Annotated in this window: 19 protein-coding genes; 13 read left to right on the top strand and 6 right to left on the bottom strand. The window is 64.9% G+C overall.

Going from position 1 to position 19,991, the window contains the following annotated elements; all coding sequences use genetic code 11:
* Positions 1-45: 45 nt before the first annotated feature.
* Positions 46-816: a helix-turn-helix domain-containing protein gene (locus tag JQ639_RS11875; protein ID WP_211966292.1), complete on the bottom strand. Its 771-nt coding sequence runs from the start codon at positions 814-816 to the stop codon at positions 46-48.
* Positions 817-962: 146 nt separating this feature from the next.
* Between JQ639_RS11875 and JQ639_RS11870 the strand changes: the two genes are divergently transcribed.
* The gene (locus JQ639_RS11870; RefSeq protein ID WP_211966291.1) at positions 963-1,823 is read left to right on the top strand and encodes a nitroreductase family protein; all 861 of its coding nucleotides are present in this window, start codon (positions 963-965) and stop codon (positions 1,821-1,823) included.
* A gap of 70 nt (positions 1,824-1,893) precedes the next feature.
* Here the strand turns inward: JQ639_RS11870 and JQ639_RS11865 are convergent, their stop codons facing one another.
* On the bottom strand, positions 1,894-3,102 hold the full coding sequence (locus JQ639_RS11865) for an ABC transporter substrate-binding protein (RefSeq protein ID WP_211966290.1): 1,209 nt from the start codon (positions 3,100-3,102) through the stop codon (positions 1,894-1,896).
* Here JQ639_RS11865 and JQ639_RS11860 point away from each other — a divergent pair.
* Genes JQ639_RS11860 through JQ639_RS11830 form a run of 7 tightly spaced genes read left to right on the top strand, consistent with a single transcriptional unit; the run spans position 3,089 to position 9,900 of the window.
* A complete protein-coding gene (locus JQ639_RS11860; RefSeq protein WP_211966289.1) occupies positions 3,089-3,961 on the top strand; it encodes an ABC transporter ATP-binding protein in 873 nt (290 codons plus the stop codon). The two genes, JQ639_RS11865 and JQ639_RS11860, sit on opposite strands and share 14 nt — an antisense overlap.
* Entirely contained in the window at positions 3,958-4,668 is a 711-nt protein-coding gene (locus JQ639_RS11855) for an ABC transporter ATP-binding protein (RefSeq protein ID WP_211966288.1), read from the top strand. The genes JQ639_RS11860 and JQ639_RS11855 overlap by 4 nt, the downstream gene beginning before the upstream one ends.
* Positions 4,665-5,546 carry a branched-chain amino acid ABC transporter permease gene (locus tag JQ639_RS11850; RefSeq protein WP_211966287.1) on the top strand — a complete coding sequence of 294 codons (882 nt, stop codon included), beginning with the start codon at positions 4,665-4,667 and terminating at the stop codon, positions 5,544-5,546. Before JQ639_RS11855 ends, JQ639_RS11850 begins: the two co-directional genes overlap by 4 nt.
* Entirely contained in the window at positions 5,543-6,562 is a 1,020-nt protein-coding gene (locus JQ639_RS11845; protein WP_211966286.1) for a branched-chain amino acid ABC transporter permease, read from the top strand. The genes JQ639_RS11850 and JQ639_RS11845 overlap by 4 nt, the downstream gene beginning before the upstream one ends.
* Positions 6,556-7,764 (top strand): ABC transporter substrate-binding protein, encoded by a 1,209-nt coding sequence (locus tag JQ639_RS11840; protein WP_211966285.1) that lies wholly within the window; start codon positions 6,556-6,558, stop codon positions 7,762-7,764. Before JQ639_RS11845 ends, JQ639_RS11840 begins: the two co-directional genes overlap by 7 nt.
* A 33-nt stretch (positions 7,765-7,797) precedes the next feature.
* Positions 7,798-8,964 (top strand): LLM class flavin-dependent oxidoreductase, encoded by a 1,167-nt coding sequence (locus tag JQ639_RS11835; protein WP_211966284.1) that lies wholly within the window; start codon positions 7,798-7,800, stop codon positions 8,962-8,964.
* A gap of 24 nt (positions 8,965-8,988) precedes the next feature.
* On the top strand, positions 8,989-9,900 hold the full coding sequence (locus JQ639_RS11830) for an alpha/beta hydrolase (protein ID WP_211966283.1): 912 nt from the start codon (positions 8,989-8,991) through the stop codon (positions 9,898-9,900).
* A gap of 26 nt (positions 9,901-9,926) precedes the next feature.
* Here the strand turns inward: JQ639_RS11830 and JQ639_RS11825 are convergent, their stop codons facing one another.
* Positions 9,927-11,285, bottom strand: coding sequence for a LysR family transcriptional regulator (locus JQ639_RS11825; protein WP_349644599.1), 1,359 nt, complete (start codon positions 11,283-11,285; stop codon positions 9,927-9,929).
* On the opposite strand from JQ639_RS11825, the gene JQ639_RS35665 reads away from it, so the two are divergent.
* From JQ639_RS35665 to JQ639_RS35660, 4 genes are read left to right on the top strand one after another with little or no spacing between them, the layout of a single operon-like run.
* A complete protein-coding gene (locus JQ639_RS35665; protein WP_349644600.1) occupies positions 11,217-12,317 on the top strand; it encodes a GNAT family N-acetyltransferase in 1,101 nt (366 codons plus the stop codon). The genes JQ639_RS11825 and JQ639_RS35665 overlap by 69 nt on opposite strands.
* Complete coding sequence (locus JQ639_RS11815) at positions 12,314-12,931, top strand: cysteine hydrolase family protein (protein WP_211966282.1); 618 nt, start codon at positions 12,314-12,316, stop codon at positions 12,929-12,931. The genes JQ639_RS35665 and JQ639_RS11815 overlap by 4 nt, the downstream gene beginning before the upstream one ends.
* A gap of 25 nt (positions 12,932-12,956) precedes the next feature.
* Complete coding sequence (locus tag JQ639_RS11810) at positions 12,957-13,250, top strand: hypothetical protein (protein ID WP_211966281.1); 294 nt, start codon at positions 12,957-12,959, stop codon at positions 13,248-13,250.
* 60 nt (positions 13,251-13,310) lie between these two features.
* Complete coding sequence (locus tag JQ639_RS35660) at positions 13,311-14,162, top strand: EamA family transporter (protein WP_211966280.1); 852 nt, start codon at positions 13,311-13,313, stop codon at positions 14,160-14,162.
* 66 nt (positions 14,163-14,228) lie between these two features.
* Here the strand turns inward: JQ639_RS35660 and JQ639_RS11800 are convergent, their stop codons facing one another.
* The 3 genes from JQ639_RS11800 to JQ639_RS11790 all read right to left on the bottom strand — a co-directional run bounded on the left by JQ639_RS11800 (position 14,229) and on the right by JQ639_RS11790 (position 19,133).
* Positions 14,229-14,636: a helix-turn-helix domain-containing protein gene (locus JQ639_RS11800; protein WP_211966279.1), complete on the bottom strand. Its 408-nt coding sequence runs from the start codon at positions 14,634-14,636 to the stop codon at positions 14,229-14,231.
* Between the two features lie 270 nt (positions 14,637-14,906).
* The gene (locus tag JQ639_RS11795) at positions 14,907-16,811 is read right to left on the bottom strand and encodes an alkyl/aryl-sulfatase (RefSeq protein WP_211966278.1); all 1,905 of its coding nucleotides are present in this window, start codon (positions 16,809-16,811) and stop codon (positions 14,907-14,909) included.
* Between the two features lie 33 nt (positions 16,812-16,844).
* The gene (locus JQ639_RS11790; RefSeq protein ID WP_211966277.1) at positions 16,845-19,133 is read right to left on the bottom strand and encodes an arylsulfatase; all 2,289 of its coding nucleotides are present in this window, start codon (positions 19,131-19,133) and stop codon (positions 16,845-16,847) included.
* Positions 19,134-19,262: 129 nt separating this feature from the next.
* On the opposite strand from JQ639_RS11790, the gene JQ639_RS11785 reads away from it, so the two are divergent.
* Entirely contained in the window at positions 19,263-19,955 is a 693-nt protein-coding gene (locus JQ639_RS11785) for a TetR/AcrR family transcriptional regulator (RefSeq protein ID WP_211966586.1), read from the top strand.
* Positions 19,956-19,991 lie beyond the last annotated feature (36 nt).

The following is a 19,991-nucleotide window of genomic DNA, read 5'->3' as shown; positions in this document are numbered from 1 at the left end:
GGCTTTGTGCAGGAAACTCCGGCGGGGGACGCCAGCCCCTGCAAGCTATTGTTGCAACAACTCCCGCAGGCCGCCGAGGCCCATGCGGGCATAGGCGTTCTTGCGATGGGAGATGACCGTGGTTTCGGCGATGCCGAGGTCGAGGCCGATCTGTCTTGCGGACAGCCCCGCCTTGACCCGGGCCGCGACTTCGCGCTCGCGGGCGGTCAGGGCGCGATGGCGGCGCGCCAGCTCCCGCTCGAACTGCTCGATCGAGCTGCAGCCGCGCGCGCGATCGGCTGCGGCGTGACGGTCGACCGCGGCAACGAGGATCGGCATCAGTGCTGACGTGCGATCGCAGTCGCGCTCGGAGAAGCGGCCGCTCCTGCGGCTGCGGTAGACGCTGATCGAGAGTGCGCCATGGCGGTCCGCGCGGACATAGGACAGCCGGTCGGCGATGCCGGTGCGGTCGTAGCATGCGCGGCGGTATCCGACGGACGTGATGTCGGCAGCCGTCTGATAGGTCATGTAGGTGCGATCGTCGGCGCGGGCCATCAGGGCAAAATTCACGTCGCTGGCATAGTGCTGCATGTAGCCTTCAGCGGCGCGGCGGGTGTTGTCTGGGCCCGTGGTGGTCGCGGTGCCGACGAGGCGCGGCCCGCCGGCACCGGCGCGGGCGAACACGGAGACGAAGTCGGCGCCGATGCTCTGCCGGCAGAACGCGAGGAGAGTCTCGATGAAGCGCGGGGCGCCGGCGTCGCGCACCAGCGCCGCGAGGGCATCGGCGGGAACGTCGACTGTGCCCGCGGCGGGCGCGAAGGCCTGGATGCTGCTCATGTCCGGCGTTCTCCCTGTCGATCGCGGCGCCCGCCGGTCGTGGAGGCCGCTGCAGCCGCTCCTCCTCAGGTCTGAGGAATGCGGTCATCGTGCTTTGTTCCTAGAGTAGCGGCATTCGAGGTTTCAAGTCGAGGATCATTGTCGCCATGACCGAGCCACTGTTCCAGGATGTCATCCGCCGCCGCCGCAGTGTCCGCAAGTTTGAACCGGGCCGCAGCGTCGGCCGTGACGTGCTGCAGCGGATCGTGGATTGCGGGCGCTGGGCGCCGTCGGGCGCCAACGTGCAGTGCTGGGATTTCATCGTCGTCGACGATCCGGCAACGCGCGATGCGGTGACCGCCGTATTCCTGCGGCAGGCGCAGCGTCTTGTCGACCATGCCAAGGGTTTTCCGGCGGTCAAGAAGACCTACCTCGCCAATACCGTGGCGATCGTCCTGGTGCTGGGCGATCCGCGCTGGAAGGCGTGCTTTCCGCAGGCAACGACTCCGGAGTTCGATGCCGAGTACCGCGACAACAACGAGGCGATTTTCCTGTGCTCGCTGGGAGCAGCGATCCAGAACATCCAGCTCGGTGTCGCCGCCGAGGGATTGACCTCCGCCTGGCTCTCCGGCGGTGGCGAAGACGAGACCAACCGTGAGCTTGCCGAGTTGCTTGGCTATCCGGCGTGGATGAAGGCCTACGGCACGATTCCGATTGGCGTTCCGGCCGCTGATCAGAACCGCCGCTTCCGCCGCCCGCTGGCGCAGACCCTGCACTGGAATCGCTACGAACCGCGGCAATACCGTCAGCACGCGCAGGTCGACTTCTATGAGAGTACGTTGCGGCCGTTCGCGATGTACCGCGACGAAGAGAGCATGGAATCCTGGCCAGATCGCGCCGAGATGCTCGGTGAATGGAACGATGCGTTCGTCGGTGCGGTGACCAATCCAGGCGGGGAACTGGAGCCGGAAGCCGATTTCTCCAGGCCGCGTGTGATCGGCCAGGCAACCAAGCGTCGCAAGACCTGAGACATCGATATAGACGAGGGCGGGGCGGTGGCTCGCGAGCCGCCGCCCACATATCGCGCGGGCCCGCCGTTTAGGTGTGAAGATGCGTCTCGAGCGGGATTCTGCGCGTGCTTGTGCGCAGGTCCAGAGCCCGCTGCAGCGGCCGGGGATCGAGAAAGCGTTCGAAGTCGACCGCCTCCTTGAGAAAGCCGTGGGCCAGGAGATGGTCATGCTGCCCGCGCAGGGCAGCGACCTTGTCGCCGGCGAAGTCGAGATCGAGTTCGCGGTGGATGTCGGGTGAAAAGGCTGTGTCGACGAGTTCCTCGGCGAGCCCGGTTTCGCGGGCGATGATGCGCTTGCTGTGGGCTTCGTGGCTCTTCGCCCACTCGGCTGCGTCAAGAACGCGGGACAGCAGCCGTACAACGAGATCCGGATGGTCGTCGATCAGTTCGCCGGTGGCTGTCAGAATATAGGGAACGTCGTTGTTGCCACGTGCGGCGGACGGAGGCTTCTCCCCGATATCGTAGACCGTGATCGCCCCAAGGAAGCCTTCGACGAGGGCGGCCATCGCCCCCTGGCTGTAGAACGCATCGATGTCGCCGCGGATCAGTGCGAACGCTTCCTCGCGCTGATGGCCGAGCATAAATCTGGCATCCCACAATGATGCGCTATCGCTGGTGCTGCGCCGACTATCGTCGATGAAAGTTCGGTCGGTAGGGACATCGGTGGCGACGATGTCCCGCTGCGACAGGCCGTGATCTTCCAGCGCATGCGCGACGCCGCGCAGCGCGGTCGCGCGCCAGAAGTCCACGGAATCCTTGTTGCGGTAGGGCACCGAAATCCGCCGGCCAGCCAGATCCGCGACCGTGCGGATGCCGCTGGACGGCAGCGCCAGGATCGGTCGATAGCTCCGATTCCATGACAGCCCGATCACCCGGACGTCGGTGCCGCGCGAGCGCGAGACGATCGGCGGTGAATTGCCGCCGTGACGAAAGAAATTTTTCTGTGTTGCGTCGAAATGGGCCTGCCGGACCTTGGCGTCCGACGACGACGTGATCGAGCGGAAAGCGATGCCGTCGGCAGAAAATTCCTGCGCGAGCGTCCCGAGGTGGACGGAAATACTAAAGGCCGTCGGTGTGGGGCAACGAGTGTACCACAGCGTTTCTCTCGACATTGGCAGGCTCCCTGAAGTCGGCGTTGTCGTCTCGCAGTTGACGAAAAGCCCAGGCCCCGTCAATAGTCTATTGAACAAATAGACATTATGGATTGATCGAAGATTGTCAGTGATGGCTGTCGCCAATGTCCTGCCGCGCGTGGCTGTCGGTGATGCCGGGGCCGGCGGTGTGCATACGCCAAATGTCGTGGATCTCGGCGATGTCGTTGCGGCAGGATCACGGGATGTGCTTGGCATTGAGGACGTTCATGTCCGATTTGGCGGCGTAGCGGCCCTTGCGGGCGCGACCTTCGATGTCGCCGAGCATGCCATTACCGGTGTGATCGGTCCCAATGGCGCGGGCAAGACAACGCTGTTCAACTGTATCAACGGCCTTGTCCCAGTCGATGCCGGGGCCATCCGCTATCGTGGCAGCCGGCTCGACCGACTGCCGGCGCACCGGATCGCGCACGCCGGCGTGAGCCGGACGTTTCAGAACCTCGGACTTTATCCGCGCATGACCGTCCGCGAGAATATGGTGCTTGGCGGGCTGCCGCTCGCGGCAAGCAGCTTCTGGGCGGTGGTGCGGCGTGCGTCGCAGGTGAGACGGGATTTTGAGCTGCTGAATGATCTTGCGACCGATCTGCTCCGGCGGGTCGGCGCGAGCCATCTGCACCACGTCCGGGTGGGGGATCTTCCGTTCGGCACGATGAAGCGGGTCGAGCTGGCGCGGGCGCTGATGCCGCGACCGAGCCTGCTGCTGCTGGATGAGCCCGCCGGCGGTCTCTCGCATGGTGAAGTCGATGAATTCGCAGCCCTCATCCGACAGCTCCGCGACGAGTTCCGTCTGACCATCGTGCTGATCGAGCATCACATGGGAATGGTCATGGGCTTGTGTGAACGCATCGCGGTTCTTCACCTTGGACGCACCCTGGCCGAAGGCACCCCCGATGTTATCCGCAAGGATCCGCGGGTGATTGCGGCCTATCTCGGAACGCCAGGATGATCAGTCTCGAGGTGCGCGGCCTGACGGCCGGATACGGTCCCATCGGAGTGTTGCACGGCCTAGACTTCCGCGTCGGGGCCGGTGAAGCCTGCGTCATCCTCGGCGCCAACGGTGCCGGAAAGACGACGACCCTGCGCGCGATCTCAGGCGTCGTGCAGCGCGCCGGAGATATCACCTTCGATGGTCAGGCAGTCGAGGCATGGAGCGCCGATGCCATCGCGCGGGCCGGTATCGGTCATGTGCCGCAGGGCCGGGGAACGTTCGCGGATATGACGGTCGATGACAATCTGCGGGTCGGTGGCGTGTTGCGCAAGGACGTTCGCGGCTGCGCGAACGACCGCGATTTCGTGCTGGACCTTTTTCCGCGACTGGTCGAGCGTTTGTCCCAGCGCGCGGGGCAGTTGTCCGGTGGCGAGCAACAGATGCTGGCGATCGGCCGGGCCCTGATGGCGGCGCCGCGCCTGCTTCTGCTCGATGAGCCGTCTCTCGGGCTATCGCCGCTGCTGACCAGCCAGGTCTTCGCCGCCCTGCAACGTTTGCGCGACCAGCGCGGCCTGACCATGTTGATCGTCGAGCAGAACGCGGAGCTGTCGCTGGCACTCGCGAGCCGCGGCTATGTGCTCGAGGCCGGGCAGTTTGTCGGAGCCGGCTCGGCGGCGGCGCTGATGGCCGATGACGGCATTCGCCAGGCCTATCTCGGCGCATGACCATGTGGGCCTTCATCCAGCAAACGGTCGACGGCATCGAGAGCGGGGCGATCTATGCCACGCTGGCTCTGGCGCTGGTGTTCATCCACCGCTCGACCGGCCTCGTGAACTTCGCGCAGGGCGAACTGGCGATGGTCTCGACCTATGCCACCCTCTCCCTTTCGCAGGCCGGCCTGTCGATCTACGCCGCCGCCATGATCGCGATGGTGTTGTCGTTCCTGGCGGGCATGGTTCTGGAGCGGGTCCTGTTTCGGCCGCTGTCCCCGCAGGAGCCGTTGCCCCTGGTCGTGGTGATGCTGGGTCTTTTTGTCGGATTGAATGCGCTCGCCGGCCTGATCTGGTCCTATCAGACCCAACGGCTGCCCGGCCTGTTTCCTGCCGATCTCATCCGGATCGAACGGGTCACGCTCAGCGTGAGCGCGATCGGCACGCTGGCAACGCTGCTGACGGTCTGCATTCTGCTCTATCTGCTGTTCAGCCATACGCGTCTCGGATTGATGCTGCGGGCGGCTGCATCGAACGTTCATTCGGCGCAACTGCTGGGCATTCCTGTCGGCCTGATGTTCGGCATTGGATGGGGAGTGGCCGCCGCATTGGGGTGTCTCGCGGGTGTTCTGGTGACGCCGCGGTTGTTCCTCGATCCCAATGTCATGCAGGGCATTCTGATCTTCGCGATCGCAGCGGCGACGGCCGGCGGGCTCGATAGCGCACCCGGGGCGGTGATCGCAGGGCTCGCCATCGGTGTCATCGAGAACTGGGCCGGTGCCTATTGGGTCGGTTCGGACCTGCGGGTTGTCGTGCCGCTGGTGCTGATCCTCGTGGTGCTGACCCTGCGGCCGGCTGGCCTGTTCGGGCGAGCGAGGGCGGTTCGGGTATGATCGGCGCCGCTGCGTTCCAACGCCACATTCGTGCCGTCGCCGGCGCGTTGCTGCTGGCGATCGTGGCGGTCGCGCCGCTGATGGCGGATTCCTACCTGACGTTCCAGGCTGCGACCGCGCTGAGCTATCTTCCCGCCCTTCTCGGTCTTGTGGTGATCACGGGCCTGACCGGGCAGATTGCTCTTGGTCACGGTGCCTTCTTCGCGCTGGGGGCGTATAGCACGGCGATCCTGATGAAAACCTGCGGCTGGCCATTTGCCGCGACACTGCCGGTCGCCGGTTTGCTGTCGTTCGCGGTCGGCGTTCTGCTCGGGCTTCCATCCCTGCGATTGCGCGGACATTTTCTGGCGGTCGTCACACTCGGCGTCGCCATCGCCGCACCACAGCTCTTCAAGCATTTCGAGGTCATCACCAACGGCGCGCGCGGGCTTGCCGTGATGCTCGACGAGCCGCCGGCCTGGCTGCCGCTCGATGCCACCCGGCGCAACTACCTGATCGCGCTCATCGTGGCCGTGCTGTGTATGGCGACGACGCGCGGCATCACGCGCAGCCATATCGGCAGCGCGCTGCGTGCGATTCGGGACAATGAGGTGGTTGCGGCGTCGCTGGGCGCCGATGTCGCTCGGTTGAAGGTCCTGGCGTTCGCGTTCAGCGCCGCCCTGACAGGGCTTGGCGGCAGCGTTTTCGCCGTGGTGATCGGCTTCGTGGCGCCGGAAAACTTCGGAATAGGCTTCGCCGCTCTGCTGATCATCGGGCTGGTTCTGGGCGGCAAGGAATCAGAATGGGGCGCGGTGATCGGCTGCGGGCTGGTTGTGGCGATTCCCTGGGGAGCGGGGAAGATCGATCAGACCGCGTCAGGTGTGGTGTTCGCCGTGGTGGTGATCGGCGCCACGTTTCTTGCCCCGGCCGGCATCGTTGGCATCGTGGCTGGCCTGAAGCGCTTGTCGCCATCCGCGATGCCCACGATAGCTGCGCAGGCTGCGCGATCAGAGTCACGTCAGGAGGATGCATGTTGAAGGCTGTTGGCATGGCGGCCGTGATGGCCGCCGCCGTCATGGTGGGAGACGTTCGTGCTGAGGAGGTCGGCGTGACCGATACCACGATCTCGATCGGCAGCTTCGCGCCGCTGTCGGGGCCGCGCGCGCCGCTGTCGGTCTACAACAGGCAGATCGAGGCCTACTTCAAATGGGTCAACGATCTCGGCGGCGTCAAGGCCGGGGACGGCAAAACGCGCAAGATCCTGTTCAGGCTGATCGACACGGGGGGGCAGCCAGCGCGGGCCCTGGCGGCGACACGAGAATTGGTGGAGAGCGACAGGGTGTTCGCGCTGCTGTCGCCGTTTGGCCAGAACGAGAACCTCGCTGTAGCGGACTATCTCAACGCCAGGAAGGTGCCGCACCTTTTTCTCAATACTGCCGGACAGTATTGGGGGGCAAATCCTGCAAAGCTGCCATGGAGCATCGGCTTTCCGCCGGCGGCAGGCACGCAGGTCGGGGTCGGCGCGGCATATATCCGCCAGGTCCGCCCGAACGCGAAGATTGCGATCCTTCACGGCAACGACGAGTACGGCAAGGAGATCATCGAGGCGCTCCGGCGCAGCATCAAGGACAGCGGAGTCTCCATCGTGGCCGTCGAGACCTATGAGTACAACGACACCTCGGTCGACTCGCAGGTGATCAAGCTGGCCGCGAGCGGCGCCGATGTCTTTCTCAACTATGCCATTGGCCGGCCGTCCCTGCAGGCTCTGCAGAAGGCGCACGATCTCGGCTGGAATCCACTTCGTCTGGTCGAAACGACCGCCGCAACGGCAGGCCTTGTCAAGCAGTTGGCGCCGGATGTCGCCGAGGGCGTGATCAGCACCAATTACTACAAGGATCCGAATCTCGACGAGTTCAAGACCGATCCCGCGATCGTGCTCTATCAGCAGATCATGCAGAAATATTATGGCCCCGGGTTCGATCCGACGACGCAGCCGATCGGTCTGGCGGAAGGTGAGCTGTTCGTCAAGATCGTGGAAAAGCTCAATCCGGTGACGCGAGACAGCATCATCAAGGCGGCGCGAGCCCTCAGCGATGTCGAGCTTTCGTACCTGCTCCCCGGCATTCGCCTGAACACATCCGCGACCGATGGTTTCCCGGTCGATCAGATGCAGGTCATCGTCTTCGGCAACGGCGTCTTCCGCCGTGTCGGGGATATCGCCCAGGCGTCGCCCCTCTAGCCCCATCGCTCTCCTGACCAGGATCCATCGCTCATGAAAGTCTTTTGGTACGTCTCGCCGGTCGACGGTCCTTTCCCCTGGAAGCCCGAAGGCCGCAGCGCGCCCGATCACCGGAACGTGGTGTCGCTGGCGAAGACCATCGACCGTCTGCCGTTTGCGGGCGCTCTCTTCGGCACCTACGGACACGACGTCTGGACCACCGCGTCGACACTGATTCCGTTGACGGAGAAAATGCGCTTTCTCATCCCGATCTATCCGGGCATTACGTCTCCAAGGCTGCTGGCACAGCAGGCGCTGACGTTCGACGACTATTCCAACGGGCGGCTGTTGTTCAATCTGGTCAACGGCACCGACACGGTGCTGGCACAGTATGGCCTGCACGTTCCGCACGACGAGCGCTATGAACTGAGCGCGGAATACTGGGATGCGTTCCGCAAACTCTACAGCGGCAAGGCCGTCGTGCATGACGGACGCTACTTCAAGGTCAGCCGCAATCGCGAGATCGAAGGGCCGACCAGCCTGCCGGTGCCGCCGCGCCAGCTGCCGCATCCGCCGCTGTGGGGCGCAGGCGCATCACCGGCGGGCGTGCGTCATGCGGCCGAAATTGTCGACACATATCTTGCCTTTCTCAACCGGCCGGATCGGCTCTCGGCCCAGCTCGGCGAGGCGCGGACCGCGGCAGCGGCACGCGGGCGCGGCCTCGATGCCGGCGTGGCGCTCTGGATCATTGTCCGCAAGACGGAGGAAGAAGCTCAGGCGCAACTACGCTGGCTGCTGGAGCAGACGGGGGCAGACTGGATTCGCCATCAGGTCGATATCGATCTTCGGCGTGCGCTCGGCGGCAATGTGTCACTCGACAATCTCACCAGCCCGGATCCGCAATTGCAGCGCCGGATCGACGCGCTCCGTGCCGGCCGGATACCGGAGCTCGCCGATCTGCAGCTCGCACCGCATCTCTACACCGGACCCACCCCGCCGTCGGCGCTGGATGTGATCGGCACCGGTCGCGGCACTTATCTGGTCGGCAATCCGCATCAGGTGGCCAAGGTGTTCCGGGATCTTCAGGCTTCGCTGGGCGTGAACGTCTTCATTCTCCAGAACTATCCGCTGGAGTCGGAAGCGGAGCGTGTCGCCGACCTGCTTCTGCCTCTGCTCGATCTCGACGACGAGTGGAGTGCCGCACGCGCGGCCGCGAGCTGAAACGTGGATCAGGAAGATCGAGACATGAGTCTGTCGTTGCCAATCCATTTGCAGTCATGGGCGCGAACGGATGATGCTGATGTCGAGGCGTTGCGGGACGTTCGCTTCACGCCGCCGGAGCAGGCCGACCTCAGGCTGGATATCTATCGTCCCGTCGGACAGGAAGGGCCGCTGCCGGTCGTGCTCTATCTGCATGGTGGAGGGTGGCGCGTCGGCAGCCGCACGGATCGCGAGCGCGATCGCCAGATTCCGCTGGCACGGCTCGGCTTCGCGGTGGTCAGCGCCGACTACAGACTGAGTGGCGATGCGCGATTTCCGGCACAACTCGACGACAGCGCAAGGGCGCTGCGCTGGATACTCGGGAATGGCGATGCGGTCGGCCTCGACGTGTCCCGCGTCGCCGTCGCCGGCGCATCGGCGGGCGCTCATCTCGCCGCGCTGCTGGCGCTGGCCGGGGCCGATGGCGAAGGGCTGCCGATCCCACCGGTGCAGGCGATCGTTTCCTGGTTTCCGGTGACGGATGTCGCCGGCTATGACGCGGAGTGGCGCTCAGCTCCATGGCCCGAGCCAGATACGTTCGCAGCCCAGGGCGCGGCAAAGCGCGGCTGGCCACCGGCGGAGCGCGTCGCTGCCCTGCTCGGGGTTGCGCATGTCGAGGATGCGGATCCGGCCGCGGTCGCCGCCGCCGATCCTCGCAGCTATCTTGCGGCGGCGAGCGCGCGCCGCACCGCGCCGTTTCTCATTCTGCACGGCGACAGGGATACGGCCGTCGGTGTTCATCATGCCCGGCTGCTTCATGACGCCCTGCGGCAACACGGCATCGCGACGACCTTGCTGGTTCTCGCTGATGCGGATCACGAAGACGCTGCGTTCGGCAGACCTGCGCCGCTCGGAGCGGTCGCGCATTTTCTGCGGCAGGCACTGTTGGTTCGCTGATCCCGGTGCCTTGCCCTGAGGGATGATCAGCGTCCCGCTGCGGCGGACACTCCGGCTGCTGGCAGGCCGTGGAAGCCTTCGAACATGTTGACCAGTGGCGCGCCGCGATAGCTCTTGGCGAGCTCGTCGGGGTGGATGAACTCGTCGCGGAACCAGGGAAATTCGCGCGGGTCGAAGGCGGAAACGATCCAGTCGAGCAGCTTGCGCACGCGCGGGATCTGGGCTGCTTCCGGGTGATAGGTCAGCCAGATATCGTACGGGAAGACGTGGTTGATGTTCACCGGAATGACGCGCGCGCCGATGGCGATGGCATAGGTCGGCAGCCAGCCGATGCCCGCCCCCTTGGCGATCGCCCAGTAGTGCGCGCTGGAGACGTTGTTGATCATCGACACGAAGCCGATCTCCGGCACGCCGGGAAACAGCTGGTCGTAGTAATGCTGGCCGCGCGTCTGGTCGGCCATATGAAAGACCATGCGATGCTTGAGTAGTTCTTCGTGCGATGTCGGGCAGCCATAGGTGTCGACATAGGAGCGCGACGCGAACAGCGAGATGTGCATGCGTCCGAGCCGAACGACCTTGAGATCCGGCGATGTCGGGCGCTCGAGTTGAATGGCGGCGTCGGCTTCCAGACGCAGCACGTCGGCGGATCGCATTGCGCAATTGAGGTCGATCAGCAGCTTGGGATACGCGCGCTGGAATTCGACAAGGCGCGGCACCACCCAGAACGTGCCGAGGCCTTCGGTCACCGTCAGCCGCACGCGGCCCTCGATGGGCTTGCTGCGCTGGCCCGCGCGCGTAAAGCCGAACGCCGCAGTCTCCATCTGCGCAGCCACCGCGAGCAGCGGTCGGCCTTCGGGCGTCACTTGTACGCCGGTTACGTGTCGCGTCAGAAGTTTCAACCCGAGCGAGTGCTCGAGATCCATGATGCGTCGGCGCAGCAGATTGATGGAGATGTTGGCATGTTCAGCCGCCGCGCGGAAACTGCCGTGCCGCGCGACTTCCAGAAACCAGCGGATGCTCTCCCAGTCGGGAGATGCCTTCCGGATTGCTTCGTTGTGTTCTTCGGGCGGAACACGCCGTTGCTGATTTGACTGCATACACTCCCCCATCTCGGGAAATATCTTCGCAAACAATTGCGATGCCGACAACTGGGGATGGCGAAGATGACTGCTCACGACCTGCGAGCGACAGAGGCTGCCCGGCTGATTGCGATGGAGCCCCGGCCCGTTCAGTACCCCCTTCAGGACCTCGAAACCCTGCGGCTGGCGCGTCGCATGGTGGTGTTTACGCCGGGGGGCGAGGAAATCGATGCCCTGGTGGCCCGTGCGGCCGCCGATATTCCAGGTCTCACGGGGCCGGACGTCGTCAAGCGGGTCGTCTCGCACAATCCCGACTGCCTTTGGGCCATTGCCCGCCGTGATCACTTCGATGCCGCCAATCCCAAAGGCGAAGGCCTCATCGCCTTTCTGCCGCTGACGGCCGAGGGGGTGAGGAAGCTGATCGCCGGAACTTTCAATGCCGCGGATCCGGACCTGCGGCTGGTGACGAGCCAGAACGAGAAGCCGGCCGGCATTTATGTGTGGGCGTGCCATGCCAAGGGGGCGCTTGCCGCTGGTGTGCCGCTGGCCTTCCAGAAGGTGTGGACGCCACTGTACTGCGAGGCCGATCTCTACACCCGCTCGATCAACCTGCCGGCCATTCGTTTTGTCGAAAGCATGGGCTTCCGCCGCGGCCCGCGCGTCGGCGGCGTCACGGCGGCGCACCTGCATGTCTTCCGCCGCGCTCCGGTATCGCAGGACGAACTGCCGGCCTACGACAATCTGCCGGCGAAGCCGAAGCCGCGGGTGTTGTCGGTGACGGTCGCGCGTTCGATCGAGGACTTGATGCGGGTCATCGCGATCCGCAGCGCCGTCTACATGGCCGAGCAGCACTGCCCCTATCTCGAGGAGTTCGACGGCAACGATTTCGCCGCCACCCATCTCATCGGCTATGTCGGCGACGAGCCGGCGGGCTGTCTGCGCATTCGCCACTTCGCCGATTTCGCCAAGATCGAGCGGCTTGCGGTGCGTCACGAGTTTCGCTCGACGCGCCTTGCGTTCAAGCTGGTCAAGGGCGGGATCGAGCTGTGCAGGATGAAGGGCTATCGGCGGCTGTACGGCCACGCCCAGAAGCGTCTCACCAATTTCTGGAGCCGGTTCGGCTTCAAGCCGCTGGAAGGCGCGTCCGAGTTCGTCTTCTCCGACTTCGACTATGTCGAGATGACCGTCGACATCGAGCGCCATCCGGAGGCCGTGGCGATCGGTGACGACCCATTCCGTGTGCTGCGCGCAGAAGGCAAGTGGCATGAACCCGGAATCCTGGAACAGTCGCGCGCGCGCGGCATCAGCCGGCCCTCCGTGGACACCCATGCCCCATGAGTTCGATTGTTGATATCCGGAGTTTCTTTGCCCCACGAGCAGCTCCGACACTGGTGCTGATGGATATGCAGCAGGAGTATGTGAGCGACTCTCGCATGCTGGCGATCAAGGACAACGAAGGCGCGCTGCGCAATTGCCGCAGCGCGCTCGACCACGCCCGGCGCATGGGTTTCCCGGTCGCATTCGTTCGCTGGTCCGGGCGCTCGACGTTCTTCAATGCGGCGACACCCTACTATCGGTGGATCGACGCCTTCTCGCCGCACGGCTCGGACATGGTGTTCGAGCGCGATCGGCCGTCATGCTTTGCGAGCCCGCACTTCGCCGATGTGATGGCGAATGCCGGAGGTCCGATCGTCTTTGCCGGATTTTCGGGCGAGGGGGCCTGCCTGTCGTCGGCGATCGATGCCTTTCACCGTGGCATCGAATTTGTTTACCTCGCCGATGCCTCCGCCAGCCATGCCATCGGCGACAAGGCCGAGCAGGACGTGCACGCGATGCTGACCAGCGTCATCGGGCTGTATGGCGTCGTCAACAGCACCGGCGATTGGATCGGCTCGACATCTTCCCTGAGAACGAGCGAACACCGAAATGGATTGGCGCCTACCAATGGATGATACCAGCACCGCGATCGTCGCGCGCATGATCGACGATCTTACCCGCAACATCGAGATCGCACGCAGCCAGTCCCACGACCTGGTGGCGCGGCTGCTCGATATGGCGCGGATCGAGCTTCTGACCCGTCACTATGGCATCGACGAGCGTGAGTTCGAGGCCTTCTGCAAGGGACTGGAGGACAAGGCATCACGACCGTCCCCGCCGCTGCCGCTCGGCATGCCTGTCGTCTCCAGCGGCCGACGACGCAAGGAGCAGCCGAAGCTGCGATTGAGCCGGCGCCTGCATGCGCGGCGGTCGCGGTCGTCTCTAGGAAAATAATCCATTGAGAATCGCCCGAGGATGACGATCTAATGCGCCTTTAAGTGCGGGGGCCACATCGTGTCATGGGCGGTCTTTTGGGCGGCGCTGGTCAGCGCGGCGCTGAATGCGGGCTGGAACGTGCTGGCCAAGCGGCAGCAGGTGCCGAGCGATGCGGTGTTCGGCACGCTGCTGGTCACCGCCATGGTGTTCCTGGCTGTCGTGCCGTTCATTGGATTGCCGGCGGCTGACGCCTGGCCATGGCTGGTGGCCGCGGCAGCCTGCAACGTGGCCTATTCACGGGCCCTCATGGCGGCCTACGATCGTGCGCCCCTCAATATGACCTTCTCGGTGGTGCGCGCGATCATTCCGCCGGTGCTGTTCATTCTCGGGCTGGTGTTCTTCGCGGAGAGCGCGACGACGTTGCGCCTGTCCGGCATGGCGCTGGTGGTGATCAGCCTGATCCTGTTCGGCTGGCCGGCCCGCGGCCAGAGTGCCGGTCATCTCTCCGGCTTCATGCTGGCCGGCCTTGCCGGCCTCGTCGTGTCCGTCGCCTATGTCTGCGACATCAAGGGAGCCCGCACCGCCGGTGGCCATGTCGAGGCGCTGATCCAATACGGTGCGGCGAGTTCGCTGCTGTCGACCAGCGGGCTGCTTGGCGTCGCATTGATCGAGGGACGGGCGCCGGTCGCGATCCTGGCGCGCAACTGGCGGGCGTGCGCCATTGGCGCGGCGATGCTGATGGGATCGTATTTTCTCGCCCTGTGGGCTTATACCCGCGGGCCGGTCGGCCTTGTAGCGCCGGTGCGCGAGACCAGCATCCTGTTCGGCGGTGTGATGGCGTTCGTCATCCTGCGCGAGCGAATCCGCTCGCGCCAGTGGCTTGCGATCGGCCTTGCGGTGCTCGGCGCGATCATCGTCAAGATCCAGTAAGTCGAGCCTGGCTGTGCAAGCGGGCGGGCAGCGCTGTCGGTCGTCCGGCTGTCAGTCGTTCGGCGATCAGTCGTCCGAATGTCTTTCAGCGAGCTGCTCGCACAGGAACACCACCATGTTCTGAACGCTCGGGTCCTTGATCCGCGAGAAGTGCTTGAGCAGATTGATCGCGCGCGTGCTGGTGATGAATTCCTGAACGTGGAGATCCGATGTCTCGCCGTTCTTGCGCGCTCCGTTGTCTGCCGCGTAGCTGTCGTGTCCATAGAAGGAAACGATCGGCAGCTTGAGGGCATTTGCGATCTCGCGCAGCCTTGCCGCCGTGACGCGATTTCCACCCTTCTCGTATTTCTGGACCTGTTGGAAGGTGATTCCGAGGCGCTCGGCCAGGTCTTCCTGCGACATGCCGCGTGACAGCCGCTGTGCGCGAATCCGTTGGCCAATCTCGACGTCGTACGCTCCGGTTTTGCGTGTCATCAGGACCAGCGAAGCCTCTTGTGTGTTTCGGTTGATTGTGTGGGCACCTCGATGAGCAGCCTGTGATCATTTGCGAACGCGAGCGGCAGCTCGGTAACGATCATGTTGAAAGCCAGAATTTTGTCCAGACCTCTGAAGTGTTCGCGAAAAATTTATAGTGTTCCACCGGTGGAACGTTCACGTTCGCTAAACGACGGGTTGAGCGAACGCTCACCAGGATGAGCGGGAGCGTTGATCTGGTTGAGGAATTGCCGGTTCCGGACGGCTGGATCATACCGTCTTCGGCTCCACGATGGCGAACGCAGGACTGAAGGTATCGAACAGTCCCAGCAGTTCGAGAAGCCGTGCGGGGTTGCCGTCGATCGTGACCTTGCCGGTCGTGACGGCCTCGGGAAACGTGGTCTGCTGCAGCATGATCGCGTTCAGCGTCTTGCGGGTCAGCGTCAGCGTCGCGTCGGCGTTCGGCGCGCGCGCACCATGGCGGTGGGTGAGTGCTGCGTTCTCGAGATTGAGCGCGATGATCTCGCCGACATCGGTGAAGATCCAGTTCAGCACCATGCGCTTGCCGTGGGCTTTCGGCCCGTTGAGGCGCACCGCCAGCAGATCGAAGAAGGTGTCGAGCGGCAGCGCGGCAAGCGCGTCCGCGGGCACCCCGCTGCGTCCGGCGAGCTTGGGCAGGCCGTTGCGCAGCTCGTGCGCGGCGAACAGGTAGGAATTACGCCAGGTCGCGGCCTCGGCGAGATAGCCGAGCTGTTCATAGGCATCCGCGGCGAGATTGCGTGCGCCCTGGTGGCCGGGGTCAGCGAACACCAGATGGTTGGCGATCTCGGCCACCCAGCGATATTCGCCCTTGGCGAAGTCGGCGCGCGCCCTGTCCAGGGCAGCGTCGAAGCCGCCCATGTAGTCGACATATTTGCTTGCGGCGGCGGTCGGTGGCAGCGGATCGAGGTGGGCCGGGTTGCCGTCGTACCAGCCGAGATACTTCTGATAGATCGCCTTGGCGTTGTGGCGCACCGTGCCGTAGTAGCCGCGCGCATGCCATTCGTTGGCAAGGCTGTCAGGCAGCGCCAGCAGTTCGGCGATCTCGTTCGGCGTGTGGCCGAGATTGATCAGGCGCAGCGTCTGGTCGTGGACATACTTGTAGAGGTCGCGCTGCTTGGCGAGATAGGTGCGCAGCCGCTCGCTGCCCCACACCGGCCAGTGATGCTGGCCGATCAGCACCTCGGCCTGTTCGCCGAAGGTGGCGAGGGCAATGTCGATGTAGCGGGCCCAGGCGCGGGAATCGCGCACCTCGGCGCCGCGGAATGGCAGCAGGTTGTGGAAATTGTGAACCGCGTTCTCCGCCATGTTCAGGCACTTGAACCCGGGATAGAACATGTGCATCTCGGCCGGCGCCTCGCTGTCGGGCGCCATCAGGAAAATAATCTCCACGCCATCGACGGTGCGACGCTCGTGATCCCGGCGGATCAGATCGGTGGGTGCGATCAAGGTGACCGTGCCGTTCGACAGCACCTTGCCGAGGCCGGCGTCGACCTGGCCCAGCGGTCCCTTGGGCAGCAGCGGACCGAACTGGTACTGCGCGCGCCGCACCATAGCGTTGCCGGCGAGCACGTTCTCCTGGGCGATCGCCTCGACGAAGCCCTCCGGAGCGATGACCGGAACACGGCCGCTGGCGACATCCTCCTCGCTCACCACGCCCTTCACACCGCCCCAATGGTCGGTGTGGGAGTGGGTGTAGAGCACGGCCACGACCGGCCGGTTGCCGCGATGCTGCCGGTAGAGCGCAAGGCCCGCACGAGCGGGTTCGACCGACACCAGGGGGTCGATGACGATGACGCCGGTGTCGCCCTCGATCAGGGTCATGTTCGAAATATCGAAGCCACGGATCTGGTAGATTCCGGGCACGACCTCGAACAGGCCGTGGCGGCAATTGAGCTGTGACTGGCGCCAGAGACTGGGATTCACGCTATCCGGCGCGGCGTCGTCCTTGAGAAATGCATACTCGGTCATGCTCCAGACCGGCCGTCCCGCCTCATTGGTGATGGTGGCGTCCGGCAGGCTGCCGATAAAGCCGCGCTCGGCGTCGGCATAGTCCTGACGATCGGAGAACGGCAGTTCGGTGAGGACAGCGGCGTTGCGGGTCTTCACCGTCGGTTCGGCACTCTTGCGGGACATTGGGGCGTTCTCCGTGAGGTGGGAGCGGGGAGATTACTGGCGGGCCATCTGCGCGGCGCCGACGCCGTCGCCGTCGAGAGCCTGGTCGGAATGCATCGTCACCTCGACGCGCAGCAGCGTGCCGGTGAATGCGAAAGGCGAGTCGTAGTGCGACACCGGGCTGCCACGGTCGCGGCCGATATCGAGACCGGACCATGAGATCAGGTTGTAGAAGCCAAGGCGGGTCTGCATCGATCCGGCGGGTTCGCCGTCGATCAACAGCGTGTACTGGCTCAGCCCCATGACGAGGCCGGTCTTGCCGAGCGGCTCGCGGGTCAGGCGTTCGACGCGAAGCCCGAGGCGTCGCGCGCCCGGCGCGATGGTGTGATCCGAAGTGACGAGATTGTGGGTGCCGCCGATATTGAGATCGTGCACCAGGCGGCCGTCCTTGATGTAGAGGCTGTATCCTGACGTCGCGTCGCCATGGGAGATCAGCACGCCCTCGCAGCCTTGCGGGGCGATCTCGACGTCGGCTTCGATGGTGTAGCTGCGGCTGCGCACGTCGGGCGCGACATCGGTCGGCACATGACCCATGCCGGCATGGAACGTGAAGTGATGACGGGCGCCGTGGAAGCGGGCGGCATTTTCCGCGAAGCGCAGGCCGAAGCGATCGTCGAGCGGCAACACGTTGTGCTTCTCCGCCTCCGCCCACCAGGCTGCGATCATCGCCGCCAGTCGCTCGGGCTGTGCGGCAGCGAGATCGTCGACCTCGGAGAAGTCCCGGTCGAGGTGGAACAGCTCCCACTTGTCGTCGTCGAACGGTGTACCTGGTGGATGATAGGCGACCGCCTTCCAGCCGTCCTGCCACAGCCCGCGGTGGCCGAACATTTCGAAATACTGCGGTCCCTTGCGGGGCGGTGCGGCCGGCTCCGTCAGGCTGCGGGCGAAGCTTTCGCCTTCGAGCGGCATCTGGGGCACACCGCCGATGGCTGCCGGCGCCTCAGCGCCGATCAACTCGAGCAGGGTGGGCGCGAGGTCGCAGGCATGGACGAACTGGTGACGCAACTCGCCGCGTGCGGCGATCTTAGCCGGCCACGAGATCACGAGCGGATCGCGGATGCCGCCGCCATGGGTGTTCTGCTTGTAGCGGCGCAGCGGTGTGTTGGACGCCATCGCCCAGCCATGCGGGAAGTTGGAATGGGTGTCCGGCCCGCCGATGTCGTCGATGCGTGCGACCTTCTCCGGCATCGGTTCGGGGCGGAAGTTGTAGGGGCCCATGGCATTGACCATGCCGAGCGAGCCGCCCTCCTGGCTGGCGCCGTTGTCCGACAGCACGAGGACGATGGTGTTGTCGCGCACGCCGGCGGTGTCGAGAAACGCGATCAGCCGCGCCAGGTGCTGGTCGGCATGGTCGAGCATGCCGGCGAAGGCCGATTGCAGGCGGGTGAAGACTTTCTGGTCGTCGGCGGCGTGCTTGTCCCAGGGCTGCACGCCGTCGTTGCGCGGCGGCATTTTCGTTTCCTGCGGCACCAGTCCAAGGGCTTTTTGCCGGGCCAGACGCTGCTCGCGCTCGACGTCCCAGCCATGGGCGAACAGGGCGTCATAGCCCTTGATCAGGTCCGCCGGCGCCTGATGCGGCGCATGGCAGGCGCCGAACGCGAGCCAGGTCAGCCAGGGAAGGTCGGGACGATCGGCGAGATGGTCGGCGATGAAGCGGATCGACTGGTCGACGAGGTCGGCGGTCAGATGATAGCCGCTGGCATGGTTGCCGGGCGGATCGATCTGGGCGTTGTCGCTGACGAGCTCTGGGGCGTACTGGTCGGTCTCGGCGTCGAGGAAGCCGTAGAAGCGGTCGAAGCCGCGCCCCAGCGGCCAGCCATCGAAGGGCCCGGTGGCGCCGCTCTCGGTCAGGGGCGTCACGTGCCACTTGCCGACCATGTAGCTGCGATAGCCCTGCGGTTTCAGCATTTCGGCGAGCGTGCCGGCTTCGCGGGCGATCTTGCCGCGATAGCCCGGATAGCCGCTGTCGAAATTGGCAAGGCAGCCGACGCCGACGGAATGATGGTTGCGCCCAGTCAGCAGGGCTGCGCGGGTGGTCGAGCACATCGCCGTGGTGTGAAAGCCGCTGTAGCGCAGTCCTTCGGCAGCAAGGCGGTCGATGGTCGGGGTGTGGATCGGCGAGCCGTAGCAGCCGAAATCCGAAAAGCCGACGTCGTCGAACAGCACCACGAGAATGTTGGGGGCACCCGGCTTGGGCTTCGCTTCCTCCGGCCACCATGGGCGGGAATCGGCGATCGTGGTGCCGATCCGGCCCTGGAAGGCAGCGCGATGGTTGCTGGTCATGGCCGTTCACTCCCTTTCGGCGCCGCGGCGGTTGCATCTGCCGGCTGTCGCTCCGCCCTCTCGACGAGGTCTTGCCAAAAAGATAATTGGAATTATCATTATGATTATTCTGCCCCGGATGCAATGCCCATGACATTCCAGTTCTCCGACCTCGACGACCTGCCCGGCGTGACGCCGTCGCGTCAGAAACGCAGTCGTGAGACGACTGCCGCGCTGCTGCGAGCCGGCGAGGACATGCTGCGTCGGCACAGCCTGGACGAGCTCTCGATCGAAGCGTTGTGTGCCGCCGTGGATGTCACGGTCGGCGCCTTCTACAGCCGCTTCGAGAGCAAGGAAGTCTATTTCAATGCGTTGCTGGAGCTTGCCGCGCGCAACAGCGAGGCCAACCTGGTGCCCATCCAGGATGCGGTGCTGAAGGAGGCCGATCTCGGCGCCCTCTGCCGCGTGCTGGTCCGCGAGATCGCGGCCTGGATGAGCAATCACGAAGGCGTGGTGCGCGCGGCGCTGCAACATGGCGACACCCGTCCGACGCGCTGGACGCGTTTCAAGGAGCTGGGCCGGCGCACGGTCGCGCATGCGACGCCGCTGCTGCTGCGCGCCATGGGCAGGGATCGCAAGGCCGCCAAGACCCGCGCCATCGGCTTCGGCTTCCAGGTGGTGTTCGGCACGCTGGTCAATGCCGTGCTGAACGATCCCGGACCGCTGAGGATCGGCGACGACGAGATGGCCGAAAGGCTCGGCGATTGCCTGTTCCTGCAGCTCGCCGCGGTGGTCGGGGCGCCGCCCCGCAAGGCGCCTGCGCGCCCGCCGCGGCGAAAATAGCGGGGGGTGTACTGCCGGGCAACATCAACGATATAA

The organism is Bradyrhizobium sp. U87765 SZCCT0048, from assembly GCF_018131225.1.
Taxonomy (GTDB): Bacteria; Pseudomonadota; Alphaproteobacteria; order Rhizobiales; family Xanthobacteraceae; genus Bradyrhizobium_A.
This window is presented reverse-complemented; position numbering and strand designations above follow the sequence as displayed.

Coding starts and splice junctions, on each gene's coding strand:
- JQ639_RS11790 (WP_211966277.1), bottom strand. CDS start 19,133: ATGACCAGCAACCATCGCGCTGCCTTCCAGGGCCGGATCGGCACCACG.
- JQ639_RS11845 (WP_211966286.1), top strand. CDS start 5,543: ATGATCGGCGCCGCTGCGTTCCAACGCCACATTCGTGCCGTCGCCGGC.
- JQ639_RS11795 (WP_211966278.1), bottom strand. CDS start 16,811: ATGTCCCGCAAGAGTGCCGAACCGACGGTGAAGACCCGCAACGCCGCT.
- JQ639_RS11850 (WP_211966287.1), top strand. CDS start 4,665: ATGACCATGTGGGCCTTCATCCAGCAAACGGTCGACGGCATCGAGAGC.
- JQ639_RS11810 (WP_211966281.1), top strand. CDS start 12,957: ATGATCGACGATCTTACCCGCAACATCGAGATCGCACGCAGCCAGTCC.
- JQ639_RS11785 (WP_211966586.1), top strand. CDS start 19,263: ATGACATTCCAGTTCTCCGACCTCGACGACCTGCCCGGCGTGACGCCG.
- JQ639_RS11830 (WP_211966283.1), top strand. CDS start 8,989: ATGAGTCTGTCGTTGCCAATCCATTTGCAGTCATGGGCGCGAACGGAT.
- JQ639_RS11835 (WP_211966284.1), top strand. CDS start 7,798: ATGAAAGTCTTTTGGTACGTCTCGCCGGTCGACGGTCCTTTCCCCTGG.
- JQ639_RS11870 (WP_211966291.1), top strand. CDS start 963: ATGACCGAGCCACTGTTCCAGGATGTCATCCGCCGCCGCCGCAGTGTC.
- JQ639_RS11860 (WP_211966289.1), top strand. CDS start 3,089: ATGGCTGTCGCCAATGTCCTGCCGCGCGTGGCTGTCGGTGATGCCGGG.
- JQ639_RS11855 (WP_211966288.1), top strand. CDS start 3,958: ATGATCAGTCTCGAGGTGCGCGGCCTGACGGCCGGATACGGTCCCATC.
- JQ639_RS11840 (WP_211966285.1), top strand. CDS start 6,556: ATGTTGAAGGCTGTTGGCATGGCGGCCGTGATGGCCGCCGCCGTCATG.
- JQ639_RS11875 (WP_211966292.1), bottom strand. CDS start 816: ATGAGCAGCATCCAGGCCTTCGCGCCCGCCGCGGGCACAGTCGACGTT.
- JQ639_RS11815 (WP_211966282.1), top strand. CDS start 12,314: ATGAGTTCGATTGTTGATATCCGGAGTTTCTTTGCCCCACGAGCAGCT.
- JQ639_RS11800 (WP_211966279.1), bottom strand. CDS start 14,636: ATGACACGCAAAACCGGAGCGTACGACGTCGAGATTGGCCAACGGATT.